12 protein-coding genes and 4 tRNA genes are annotated in these 11,848 nt (G+C 60.7%); 12 read left to right on the top strand and 4 right to left on the bottom strand.

The genetic code is table 11. The features are described 5' to 3' along the window. Nucleotides 1-10 precede the first annotated feature (10 nt). From C4J89_RS17345 to C4J89_RS17315, 7 genes are all read left to right on the top strand, one after another. Complete coding sequence (locus C4J89_RS17345) at nt 11-568, top strand: CvpA family protein (RefSeq protein WP_003192538.1); 558 nt, start codon at nt 11-13, stop codon at nt 566-568. 40 nt (nt 569-608) lie between these two features. Beyond that, nucleotides 609-2,114, top strand: a complete 1,506-nt coding sequence (gene purF, locus C4J89_RS17340; protein ID WP_124363594.1) for an amidophosphoribosyltransferase — start codon at nt 609-611, stop codon at nt 2,112-2,114. Nucleotides 2,115-2,180: 66 nt separating this feature from the next. After that, nucleotides 2,181-3,392, top strand: a complete 1,212-nt coding sequence (locus C4J89_RS17335; protein WP_124363593.1) for an O-succinylhomoserine sulfhydrylase — start codon at nt 2,181-2,183, stop codon at nt 3,390-3,392. A gap of 11 nt (nt 3,393-3,403) precedes the next feature. Beyond that, nucleotides 3,404-4,168 (top strand): SDR family oxidoreductase, encoded by a 765-nt coding sequence (locus tag C4J89_RS17330; RefSeq protein ID WP_124367667.1) that lies wholly within the window; start codon nt 3,404-3,406, stop codon nt 4,166-4,168. A gap of 100 nt (nt 4,169-4,268) precedes the next feature. Further along, a tRNA-Val gene (locus C4J89_RS17325) sits at nt 4,269-4,344 on the top strand. A gap of 56 nt (nt 4,345-4,400) precedes the next feature. Beyond that, nucleotides 4,401-4,477: transfer RNA gene (locus C4J89_RS17320), tRNA-Asp, on the top strand. A gap of 106 nt (nt 4,478-4,583) precedes the next feature. Then, a tRNA-Asp gene (locus tag C4J89_RS17315) sits at nt 4,584-4,660 on the top strand. A gap of 158 nt (nt 4,661-4,818) precedes the next feature. Here C4J89_RS17315 and C4J89_RS17310 read toward each other — a convergent pair. Further along, nucleotides 4,819-6,102: an FAD-binding oxidoreductase gene (locus C4J89_RS17310; RefSeq protein ID WP_124415132.1), complete on the bottom strand. Its 1,284-nt coding sequence runs from the start codon at nt 6,100-6,102 to the stop codon at nt 4,819-4,821. A 184-nt stretch (nt 6,103-6,286) separates the two neighbouring features. On the opposite strand from C4J89_RS17310, the gene C4J89_RS17305 reads away from it, so the two are divergent. Beyond that, a tRNA-Val gene (locus C4J89_RS17305) sits at nt 6,287-6,363 on the top strand. A gap of 35 nt (nt 6,364-6,398) precedes the next feature. Here the strand turns inward: C4J89_RS17305 and C4J89_RS26950 are convergent. After that, the gene (locus C4J89_RS26950; protein ID WP_164487599.1) at nt 6,399-6,761 is read right to left on the bottom strand and encodes a hypothetical protein; all 363 of its coding nucleotides are present in this window, start codon (nt 6,759-6,761) and stop codon (nt 6,399-6,401) included. 156 nt (nt 6,762-6,917) lie between these two features. Between C4J89_RS26950 and C4J89_RS17300 the strand changes: the two genes are divergently transcribed. From C4J89_RS17300 to C4J89_RS17285, 4 genes are all read left to right on the top strand, one after another. Beyond that, on the top strand, nt 6,918-7,634 hold the full coding sequence (locus tag C4J89_RS17300; protein WP_124415131.1) for a DUF969 domain-containing protein: 717 nt from the start codon (nt 6,918-6,920) through the stop codon (nt 7,632-7,634). After that, nucleotides 7,631-8,581 carry a DUF979 domain-containing protein gene (locus C4J89_RS17295; RefSeq protein WP_124415130.1) on the top strand — a complete coding sequence of 317 codons (951 nt, stop codon included), beginning with the start codon at nt 7,631-7,633 and terminating at the stop codon, nt 8,579-8,581. The genes C4J89_RS17300 and C4J89_RS17295 overlap by 4 nt, the downstream gene beginning before the upstream one ends. Nucleotides 8,582-8,588: 7 nt before the next feature. Continuing rightward, nucleotides 8,589-9,218, top strand: a complete 630-nt coding sequence (gene pcp / locus C4J89_RS17290; protein WP_124415129.1) for a pyroglutamyl-peptidase I — start codon at nt 8,589-8,591, stop codon at nt 9,216-9,218. Nucleotides 9,219-9,282: 64 nt separating this feature from the next. Then, nucleotides 9,283-9,729, top strand: a complete 447-nt coding sequence (locus C4J89_RS17285) for an anti-virulence regulator CigR family protein (RefSeq protein WP_124415128.1) — start codon at nt 9,283-9,285, stop codon at nt 9,727-9,729. Between the two features lie 12 nt (nt 9,730-9,741). On the opposite strand, the gene C4J89_RS17280 is transcribed toward C4J89_RS17285, so the two are convergent. Both C4J89_RS17280 and C4J89_RS17275 read right to left on the bottom strand, forming a co-directional pair. Next, complete coding sequence (locus tag C4J89_RS17280; protein WP_124415127.1) at nt 9,742-11,142, bottom strand: heavy metal sensor histidine kinase; 1,401 nt, start codon at nt 11,140-11,142, stop codon at nt 9,742-9,744. After that, entirely contained in the window at nt 11,139-11,810 is a 672-nt protein-coding gene (locus C4J89_RS17275; protein ID WP_124367657.1) for a heavy metal response regulator transcription factor, read from the bottom strand. The genes C4J89_RS17280 and C4J89_RS17275 overlap by 4 nt, the downstream gene beginning before the upstream one ends. Nucleotides 11,811-11,848 lie beyond the last annotated feature (38 nt).

The raw sequence follows: 11,848 nt of genomic DNA, 5'->3' as shown, positions 1-11,848 counted from the left end.
AGGCTGCACTGTGCCATTTACCTGGGTTGATTGGGCGATCGTTGCAATCGTCGCCATCTCCGCTTTGATCAGTCTGAGCCGCGGCTTCGTAAAAGAAGCACTGTCGTTGCTGACCTGGATCATCGCAGGAGTCGTAGCCTGGATGTTCGGTGGTTCACTGTCGGTCTACCTGGCCGGGTACATAGAGACACCCTCGGCTCGCGTCATCGCGGGCTGCGCCATCATGTTCATCGCCACGCTGCTGGTGGGGGCAATGGTCAATTATCTTATTGGAGAGTTGATACGTGTTACCGGTCTCTCCGGGACCGATCGATTTCTCGGCATGGCCTTCGGCGCCGCGCGTGGCGCGTTGCTGGTGGTCGTGGCGGTCGGGCTGTTGAGCCTGGGGCCGGTACAGCAGGATTCGTGGTGGCAGGAGTCGGTGCTCGTGCCAAAATTTCTATTGGTTGCAGATTGGTCCAAGAACCTCATATTGGGGTGGAGCAGTCAGTGGCTGGCCAGCGGAATCAGCGTACCCGCTGATCTTCCGTTCAAGGAACACCTCTTGCCGGCCAAAACGCCTCAGTAAGAGTGTTCAGTCAAGATCCATTAAGTAGGGGTTGCGTCGCATGTGTGGCATCGTCGGTATCGTCGGTAAGTCGAACGTCAATCAGGCGCTGTATGACGCCCTAACCGTCCTCCAGCACCGCGGCCAGGACGCTGCCGGTATTGTGACCAGCCACGACGGCCGGTTATTCCTGCGCAAGGACAATGGCCTGGTGCGCGACGTGTTCCACCAGCGTCACATGCAGCGCCTGGTCGGCCACATGGGCATTGGCCATGTGCGTTACCCGACTGCGGGTAGCTCGACGTCGGCCGAAGCTCAGCCGTTCTACGTCAACTCGCCTTACGGCATTACCCTGGCGCACAACGGTAACCTGACCAACGTTGAGCAACTGGCCAAGGAGATCTACGAATCTGACCTGCGCCACGTCAACACCAGTTCCGACTCGGAAGTGCTGCTCAACGTGTTCGCCCATGAGCTGGCCCAGCGCGGCAAGCTGCAGCCGACCGAAGAAGACGTGTTTGCCGCCGTGATCGACGTGCATAACCGTTGCGTGGGCGGCTATGCCGTCGTGGCGATGATCACCGGTTATGGCATCGTCGGTTTCCGCGATCCGCACGGCATCCGCCCGATCGTGTTCGGCCAGCGTCACACCGACGAAGGCGTCGAGTACATGATCGCCTCCGAAAGCGTGTCCCTGGATGTACTGGGCTTCACTCTGATTCGCGACCTGGCACCGGGCGAAGCGGTGTACATCACCGAAGACGGCAAGCTGCACACCCGCCAGTGCGCCGTTGCGCCGAAACTCACGCCGTGCATCTTCGAACACGTCTACCTGGCGCGTCCGGATTCGATCATCGACGGTGTTTCGGTGTACAAGGCGCGCCTGCGCATGGGTGAGAAGCTGGCCGAGAAGATCCTGCGCGAGCGTCCCGAGCACGACATCGACGTGGTGATCCCGATCCCGGACACCAGCCGTACCGCTGCGCTGGAACTGGCCAACCATCTGGGCGTCAAGTTCCGCGAAGGCTTCGTCAAGAACCGCTACATCGGCCGTACCTTCATCATGCCCGGCCAGGCGGCGCGCAAGAAGTCGGTGCGCCAGAAGCTCAACGCCATTGAGCTTGAGTTCCGTGGCAAGAACGTGATGCTGGTGGATGACTCCATCGTGCGCGGCACCACGTGCAAGCAGATCATCCAGATGGCCCGTGAAGCCGGTGCGAAGAACGTGTACTTCTGTTCCGCCGCGCCTGCCGTGCGCTACCCGAACGTGTACGGTATCGACATGCCGAGCGCCCACGAACTGATCGCCCACAATCGTTCGACCCAGGACGTGGCCGACCTGATCGGTGCCGACTGGTTGATCTACCAGGACCTGCCTGACCTGATCGAAGCGGTCGGCGGCGGCAAGATCAAGATCGACCAGTTCGACTGCGCCGTGTTCGACGGCAAGTACGTGACCGGCGACGTCGATGAGGCCTACCTGAACAAGATCGAGCAGGCGCGCAACGACTCGTCGAAGATCAAGACCCAGGCGGTCAGCGCGATCATCGATCTGTACAACAACTGAGTGAACACCGGCCCTGAGGGGCCGGTTTTGTATCTTAAATAAAGAATTCGAGTAAGGAGTCGCAGCATGAGTCAGGAATGGGATGCCGGTCGTTTGGACAGCGACCTCGATGGCGTAGCTTTCGATACCCTGGCTGTGCGCGCCGGCCAGCACCGTACCCCGGAAGGGGAGCACGGTGATCCGATGTTCTTCACCTCCAGTTATGTGTTCCGCACGGCGGCCGACGCTGCTGCGCGCTTTGCCGGTGAAGTGCCGGGCAACGTCTACTCGCGCTATACCAACCCGACCGTGCGTGCGTTCGAAGAGCGTATCGCCGCCCTGGAGGGGGCTGAGCAGGCGGTGGCCACGGCGACTGGCATGGCGGCGATCCTGGCGGTGGTGATGAGCCTGTGCAGCGCTGGCGACCATGTGCTGGTATCGCGCAGCGTGTTCGGTTCGACCATCAGCCTGTTCGAGAAGTATTTCAAGCGCTTCGGTATCGAAGTGGACTACGTGCCTCTGGCGGATTTGTCCGGTTGGGAGGCGGCGATCAAGGCCAATACCAAGCTGCTGTTCGTTGAGTCGCCGTCCAACCCGCTGGCTGAACTGGTGGATATCGCCGCGCTGGCCGAAGTAGCGCATGCCAAGGGCGCGATGCTGGTTGTCGACAACTGCTTCTGCACCCCGGCTCTGCAACAGCCGTTGAAGTTGGGCGCGGACATCGTGGTGCATTCGGCCACCAAGTTCATCGACGGCCAGGGCCGTTGCATGGGCGGTGTGGTGGCCGGTCGCAGCGAGCAGATGAAGGAAGTGGTGGGCTTCCTGCGCACCGCCGGGCCGACCCTGAGCCCGTTCAACGCGTGGATTTTCCTCAAAGGCCTGGAAACCCTCAGCCTGCGCATGAAGGCCCATTGCGCCAATGCCCAGGCGCTGGCTGAGTGGCTGGAGCAGCAGGACGGGATCGAGAAAGTGCATTACGCCGGCCTCAAGAGCCACCCGCAGCACGCATTGGCGCAGCGCCAGCAGCGTGGGTTCGGCGCGGTAGTGAGTTTCGAAGTGAAGGGCGGCAAAGAGGGCGCCTGGCGCTTTATCGATGCCACGCGCCTGATCTCGATCACCGCTAACCTGGGTGACAGCAAAACCACCATCACGCACCCGAGCACCACATCCCATGGGCGCCTGGCGCCGCAGGAGCGCGAAGCGGCAGGCATCCGTGACAGCCTGATTCGCATCGCAGTCGGGTTGGAAGACGTGGCTGACTTGCAGGCCGACCTGGCCCGCGGGCTGGCGGCCTTGTGATCGAGTGGTCCATGGAGGCCGCAACGGCCAGTAACGGGCGCGTGGCGCTGGTGACCGGCGCGGCGCGGGGCATTGGCCTCGGGATCGCGGCGTGGCTGATCAGCGAAGGTTGGCAGGTGGTGTTGACCGACCTGGATCGCGAGCGCGGTTCCAAGGTGTCCAAGGTGCTGGGCGAGAATGCCTGGTTTATCAGCATGGACGTGGCCGACGAGAAGCAGGTGGCTCAAGGGGTCGCTGAGGTATTGGGACAGTTCGGGCGCCTGGATGCGTTGGTGTGCAATGCGGCGGTGGCCGATCCGCGCAATATCACCCTGGAAAGCCTCGACCTGGCGTACTGGAACCGCGTACTGGCGGTGAACCTCAGTGGGCCGATGCTGCTGGCCAAGCACTGTGCGCCGTACCTGCGCGCCCACGGTGGCGCTATCGTCAACCTGGCCTCGACACGGGCCCGCCAATCGGAGCCGGACACCGAAGCGTACGCGGCAAGCAAGGGTGGCCTGCTGGCGCTGACTCACGCGCTGGCGATGAGCTTGGGCCCGGAAGTGCGGGTCAATGCGGTCAGCCCTGGCTGGATCGATGCGCGTGATCCCGCTGCGCGGCGTGCCGAACCGCTCACCGATGCCGATCATGCCCAGCATCCGGCGGGCCGGGTAGGCACGGTGGAGGACGTAGCAGCCATGGTGGCGTGGCTACTGTCGCGCCAGGCCGGGTTTGTCACCGGGCAAGAGTTCGTGGTGGACGGTGGCATGAGCAAGAAGATGATTTACAGCGAGTAGGGCGGTCTTGAAGCTTTTTTGTCTTTTTCAGAAAAACTTCAAGCGGGCTATTGACTTAGGTCCGCTACCTGCGTAAATTTCGCGGCCTCAACGAAGCAAAGGGTGATTAGCTCAGCTGGGAGAGCATCTGCCTTACAAGCAGAGGGTCGGCGGTTCGATCCCGTCATCACCCACCACTTCTTGAGAGTTTTGCCCTTGTGGCAAGACGCAACGTTAAAGGTTGCACCGACGCGCAGCGGTAGTTCAGTCGGTTAGAATACCGGCCTGTCACGCCGGGGGTCGCGGGTTCGAGTCCCGTCCGCTGCGCCATATTTTCCAGGTCCGATGTATCGGGCTTGAGATTGAACAGCAAAAGCTGATCAGTCAGATGTTTAAAGGTGATTGAGGGTTTTAGTCTCAGTCAGCCAAGCGATACGCAGCGGTAGTTCAGTCGGTTAGAATACCGGCCTGTCACGCCGGGGGTCGCGGGTTCGAGTCCCGTCCGCTGCGCCATATCTGCCTCAAGGCCCACTGAACGCCTTGAAGCACAAGGAAAGCCATTGGCTGACTTTGATCCGATAGCAAAGACCCTGGTCGAAAGACCGGGGTTTTTTGTGTCTGCGATTTGGCTTTCCAGGCAAGGAGCCGGCGAACCGGCTCCCCGTTGTGCGTCAAAAGCCCAGCTTATCCCGCAGCCCGTAATACCACGCACCCATTGCGGCAAAAGGCGTGCGCAGGAGCTGGCCACCCGGAAACGGGTAGTGGGGCAGGTCGGCAAACGCATCGAAGCGTTCTGCCTGGCCTCTCAGGGCTTCGGCCAATACCTTGCCCGCCAGGTGTGTGTAGGTCACGCCATGGCCGCTGCAGCCCTGTGAGTAATAAATGTTGTCGCCGAGGCGGCCAACCTGAGGCAAGCGCGACAGGGTCAGCAGGAAATTGCCGGTCCAGGCGTAGTCGATCTTTACGTCCTTGAGCTGCGGGAAGGCCTTGAGCATTTTTGGCCGGATGATCGCTTCGATATTCGCCGGGTCGCGCGCGCCATATACCACGCCACCGCCGAAGATCAGGCGCTTGTCGCTGGTGAGGCGGTAATAATCGAGCAGGTAGTTACAGTCTTCGACACAGTAGTCCTGGGGCAACAACGTGTTGGCCAGTTCATCGCCCAAGGGGGCGGTAGTGATGACTTGGGTGCCGCACGGCATTGATTTCGCCGCCAGCTCCGGCACCAGGTTGCCCAAGTAGGCATTCCCCGCGACGATGATGAACTTGGCCCTGACTTTACCTTCGGCGGTATGCACCACCGGATTGGCGCCACGCTCAATGCGCACCGCTGCCGATTGCTCATAGATCGTGCCGCCCAGGGACTCAACGGCCGCCGCCTCGCCCAAGGCCAGGTTGAGCGGGTGGATATGCCCGCCGCTCATGTCCAGCAGGCCGCCTACATAGTTGTCACAGGCTACTACTTCGCGGATACGGCGCTCGTCCAGCAGTTCCAGTTGTGTATGGCCGTAGCGCTCCCACAGGCGCTTCTGTGATTCCAGGTGGCCCATGTGCTTGCTGTTGAGGGCGGCGAATACACCGCCGTCCTTCAAGTCGCACTGGATCTGATACTTGGTCACGCGCTCGCGAATGATCCTGCCGCCCTCGAATGCCATCTCGCCGAGCAATTGCGCCTGTTTGGGCCCGACGCTGCGTTCGATGACATCAATGTCGCGGCTGTAGCTATTGACGATCTGCCCGCCATTACGGCCGGACGCACCAAAACCTACCTTGGCGGCTTCCAGCACCGTCACGCGAAAGCCGTTCTCGAGCAGAAACAGCGCGCTGGACAGGCCGGTGTAACCGGCACCGATCACACAGACATCGGTTTCGATCTCACCTTGCAGCACCGGGCGCGGCGGAACCGCGTTCGCGGAGGCGGCGTAATAGGACTGGGGGTAGGGGGTGTTCGCCATCCTGGAACCTCTGTTTTATATTTTTTACGAGTGCGGCGATCCTACCTGAGTTGAAAATTGCCTGCCAGCCGCCCGTAAATCACGGGCGTGTCGCCCGCGAATAAAAAATTCGCATATTCATAGGCTTAGCTGCAAAAAAGATGTTGACACCCCTACGGAATTCCGTAGAATGCCGCCTCACAGCAGGCACGTAGCTCAGTTGGTTAGAGCACCACCTTGACATGGTGGGGGTCGTTGGTTCGAGTCCAATCGCGCCTACCAAACAAAATCCGCTCTGCTGGGCGGTCTAGAAGGGCTCACCGAAAGGTGGGCCCTTTTTTGTTGCTCGGAATTCGGGCAATACCTTGCCAAAGTGACACCTCGCGGCGCACTTGAGGGCTACGCATCTCGATCAACAGAAAAGCGTAGCCACCGACAGCAGGCAAATGATCTGGACCGCCATCTGGCAGCGTATCTCGCCAATCGTTGTCGCCATACTGCTCATTTGACCGGCATACATAGCTGGAGCCCTCATTGTCGGCAATCGCACCGTGGATGATCCGCAGGACCATCATGGCTGAGTATAGGGCCAATCCCGATTCCCTCCAGTTGCCGGGGCCTGCGCTGCCAATATCCACAAAATTTATTGGTCTGCAGCAACAGTTTTTCTTGTTGGACACCTCCCACCTCAAGGCAGCAAAGTTGCCGCCACTGCTCGACCTTCCGGGTCAACAATAAAAAAACCGAGCCGACTGCACGCCACTTTCATGCTGTGAGCCCTTTGCTCACATCCTGCTGTAATGGCGCCGCAGCGCGCACTAAAGGACCTCTCCGCCATGCAAACTGTTGTGAACTTATGGCCGTTGATCGGCGTACTTGTCATCGTGGTCGGCTTTGTATTGCGCTTCAATCCGTTGCTGGTGGTTACCGCCGCCGCTATCGCTACCGGGCTCGCCGCTCATTTCCCGCTGGAAAAAATTCTCGCAACCATGGGTGATGGCTTCCTTCAAACCCGTGCGTTGCAATTGATCCTGTTATTACCGCTGGCGGTGATTGGCCTGTTGGAGCGTCATGGCCTGCGTCTGCATGCGCAGAACTGGATCGCCCGCTTCGAGCGCGCGACGGTCGGGCGTTTGCTGATCATCTATCTGTTTGTTCGTGAGTCTACCGCGGCCATGGGGCTGACCAGCCTGGGCGGGCATCCGCAGATGGTACGGCCATTGCTGGCACCGATGGCCGAAGGTGCGGCGGAAAAACGCTATGGCAAGCTGCCGGACAAGCTGCGCCACAAGGTTTTGGCCATGTGCGCCGCCACCGACAACGTGGGGTTGTTTTTTGGCGAGGACATCTTCGTCGCCTTTGGTGCGATCGCCTTGATGCACACCTTCCTGCTCGGCTCGGGGATTGATGTAGATCCGCTGCATATTGCGGTGTGGGGCATCCCGACGGCGATCTGTGCCTTTATCATTCACGCCATCCGTCTGCATCGGTTCGATCGCAGGTTGACCCGTGAGATGACCGCCGCCGCCCCGTCGGTGGAGGCCGCGCAATGATTATTTCCATTCAATACCTGTACTGGCTGGCCGGCGTGCTGTTGCTGATCACCGCCGGCATGATCGTGCTGGATCGCACCCATCCCAAGCGTTGGTCCAGCGCGCTGTTCTGGCTGCTGTTTGCCATTCCGTTTCTGGTGGGGGAGCGCCTGCCCTCGGTAGCCATCGGTGTCGGCGTTGTGGTGATGGCGTTGATTGCGGGCCTGGGCGGCGTTGGTCGCGGCCAGCACGCCGAATTGCACGTCAAGGCTTCGCGTGCCAGTGCCGGTCGCCTGGGTCACAAGCTGTTTATCCCGGCGCTGGCGATTCCGCTGACCACGGTGATTGGCTCGGTATTGCTCAAGCACACCGAAATTGGCGGTGTACCGCTACTTGATCCGAAGAACACCACCTTCGTCTCGCTCGGCATCGGCTGCCTGATCGCCCTGGGCCTGGCCTGTTGGCTGACCCGCGATACGCCGGTGCAAGCCTTGCGCGAATCGCGTCGCCTGACCGAAGCGCTCGGCTGGGCCATGGTGCTGCCGCAGATGCTGGCGATGCTCGGGCTGTTGTTCAATGAAGCCGGGGTAGGCACGGCGGTTGCTCATGTCACTACCACTTACATCAACCTGGATTTCAAGTTGGTGGCGGTCATGGTGTATGTGCTGGGCATGGCCTTGTTTACCGTGATCATGGGTAACGGCTTTGCCGCTTTTCCGGTGATGACCGGTGGCGTCGGCGTGCCGGTGCTGGTGGGTATCTACGGCGGCAACCCGGCGGTAATGGCGGCGATCGGCATGTTCTCCGGCTACTGCGGTACGCTGATGACGCCGATGGCGGCCAACTTCAATATCGTGCCGGCCGCGCTGCTTGAGCTGCCAGACAAGAACGCGGTGATCAAGGCCCAATTGCCCACCGCATTGATGATGCTGGTGGTCAATATTGTGCTGCTTTATCTGTTGATGTGAGGCCAGGATGAATACCCTATTGCTGACAGGCTTCGAGCCTTTCGATCACGACGACGTCAACCCATCCTGGGAAGCGGTGCGCCAGCTGGAGGGAATGCAACTGAGCGATGACGTGCGGATCGTCGCGCGCCGGTTGCCCTGTGCCTTTGCCACTGCTGCCGAAACCTTGATGGCGTTGATCGACGAATTACATCCAGTCATGGTCATCGCCACGGGGTTGGGCCCTGGGCGCAGTGACATTTCGATCGAGCGGGTCGCGATCAATGTCAATGACGCACGCATCCCGGATAACCTGGGCGCCCAGCCGATTGATACGGCGGTGGTAGAGGGTGGCCCGGCCGCTTACTTCTCGACATTGCCGATCAAGCGCATGGTCAGGGCGGTGCGGGACGCGGGTATTGCTGCCTCGGTTTCGCAGACGGCGGGCACGTTCGTGTGTAATCAGGTGTTTTATCGATTGCAGCATGCGCTGGCGGGTTCTGAGGTCCGCAGTGGCTTTATCCATGTGCCGGGCTTGCCTGAGTCGGGTCAGCCGTCGATGGCGCTGCCGATGTTGGTGGAAGGCTTGCGTCTGGCGGTCGCGGCGGCCTGGCAGACTCAGGTGGATATTGTGGAAACAGGCGGGCGGGTGAGCTGATGCCGTGCTCGGTGGCATAACCTCGACTACAGTTGATCAGGTATCCCCCTGGAAAAACTACATCATGATCAAGTGCCCGAAGTGTGTGTCCGTAGTGTTGTCGCTCGCATTGTTTGCAGGCAGCAGTATTGCCTTGGCTGATCCCGGCAATGGCAAAGGCCAGGGCAATAACAAAGGGAATAACCAGGCGGGGCAGGGCCACGGCAAACCTGGTGGCAAAGGTTCGGCGGGTAATCACGGCCCTAGCGTTGATCGGGGCAGTGTGCTGAGCCTAGTGGGCGGTAACCGCGATTACTGGAGCCCTGGGCCTGCGTTGCCTCCGGGTATTCAGAAAAATCTGGCGCGCGGCAAGCCGCTGCCGCCCGGTATCGCCAAGAAACTCGATGGTCGCCTGGCGGGGCGCCTGCCTCACTACGACGGGTATGAATGGCAGCAAGCCGGCACTGACTTGATTCTGGTAGCCATCGCCACCGGTATCATCTACGAAGTGCTCAACGGGGCTTTTGATTGACCGCGCGGTGCCTCACGCTTCCCGTGCGGGAAAAAACAGCTCGAACCGCGTCACGCCGTCTTCACTGCTGACGCCATACTGCCCGTTGTGCAATTGCATGATGGTTGCCACGATCGACAGCCCCAGCCCATTGGACTGGGAGGACCGTTCGCGGGATTCATCCACCCGATAAAACCGTTCGAACAACCGCGGTAGGTGCTCGGCGGGAATGGTTTCACCTTGGTTACTGACTCTCAGGTTGACGCCCTCGTCATTTGCAATGGCCTGGATGCGCAGCGCCGAGCCCGGCGAGCCATACTTGATGGCGTTGGCGCACAGGTTGGCCAAGGCGCGCCGCAGGAGCATCGGCTCTGCCCAGATCACGCCTTCGCCCTCGACCACGATGTGCATGCCCGCGTCAGCGGCCAGCCCTTCGAAATAATCCGCGATGCGTTCCACTTCATCCGCAGCGTCCAGCGCCTGGCGTTGACGCAATGCGCTGGCAGGGTCGGTGCGCGCCAGAAACAGCATATTGTCGAGCATTCGCGCCAGGCGTTCGAGTTCTTCGACATTGGAGGCCAATAGCTGCTGATAGCTTTCGATACTGCGCTGCTGTTGCAGGGCAACCTGGGTTTCGCCGAGCAGATTATTGATTGGCGTGCGCAGTTCATGCGCCATGTCGGTGGAGACCTGGCCCAACTGCACAAAGCCCTTGGACAAGCGTTCAAGCATGGTGTTGAACGACTCGATCATTGGCAGCAATTCTTTGGGTGCGCCCTGGCCGTCGAGGCGCTCGGCCAGGTTGCCGACGCCGATCCCTTGCGCGTGGCGGGCGAGGCGGCGCAAGGGCAGCAAGCCGCGATGCACCAGCAGGTAACCGGCCAACGCGAGGACTATCGCAGCGATGCTCGCCAGGATATAAACGCTCAACCGATAGCTGGCGAGTACGGCGGTGCGCTCGGTCATCAGGCGGCCGCTGGTGACTTGCAGGCTGCCCAGATCGCCGGAGTCGATGGTCGCGGCCACGGTTGAAAAAGGAATGCCGTTAAGCCCCGGCAGATGCTGCACATCGCTCAGCGCCAGTACGTGATCCTTGGGCACCGGTTTGATCGACGGCAGCTCGATATTCGCCGGGTTCACCAACAGCAACGGTTGTTGGCCGGGGGCGCCGATACTCAATACGGATTCGCGGTTGCCCAGCATGTTCTGGAACAACTCGGGCTTTGTCTGGATCAGGCCCAGGGTATTGCTGTCGTTGAGCAGGTTGCGCAGTTGATCCACTCGGGATATCAGCGCGGTGTCGTCGCGGCGCACCAGTTCGCGCTCCAGCTCGCGGTACAGGGCCACGCCCAGGGTGGCCAGCAGGGCAAAGGCGAGCAAGGCGAATATCAGTGCCAGGCGCAGGGTCAGCGAATAATGGCGAGCGCGGCTCATGGCTGGGTATCGAAGCGGTAGCCGATGCCACGCACGCTGTGGATCAACTTGAGTTGGAATGGGTCGTCGATTTTCAAGCGCAGGCGCCGCACGGCCACGTCGACCACATTGGTGTCACTGTCAAAATTCATGTCCCATACCCGCGAGGCAATCAACGAGCGCGACAGCACCTGGTCCTGGTGGGTGGCGAACAGGTGCAGCAGGGCGAACTCTTTATTGGTCAGGGTGATGCGCGTGCCGGCGCGGGTGACGCGGCGCTTGAGCACGTCGATTTGCAGGTCGGCGATGTGCAGGTGTTCTTCTTCTCGCGTCGGGCCGCGTCGGGTCAGGGTTCGCAGGCGTGCGACCAGCTCGGCGAAGGAGAAGGGCTTGATCAGGTAGTCGTCGGCGCCCAGCTCCAGGCCTTTGATGCGGTCGGCGATGTCATCGCGGGCGGTGAGAAACAGTACCGGCGTGTCGGCTTCCTTGCGCAAGCGGCGCAGCACTTCCCACCCATCCATCTTCGGCATCATCACGTCGAGCACGATCACGTCGAACGGCGTTTCCAGGGCCTGGTGCAAACCATCCACGCCATCGCGGGCCAGGCTCACGCTGTAGCCCAGCTCCTGCAGGCCATTGAGCAGGTAATTACCGGCCTTGGGTTCGTCTTCGACTACGAGGATGTTCATGGGAAAAGCCCTGGTTCGATGGGTTGCGCAAGTTTAGC

The sequence above is a fragment of the Pseudomonas sp. R4-35-07 genome (assembly GCF_003852235.1).
In the GTDB taxonomy this organism is placed as follows: Bacteria; Pseudomonadota; Gammaproteobacteria; order Pseudomonadales; family Pseudomonadaceae; genus Aquipseudomonas.
The sequence above is the reverse complement of the archived record's forward strand: the minus strand, read 5'-3'. Positions and strand labels throughout refer to the sequence as shown.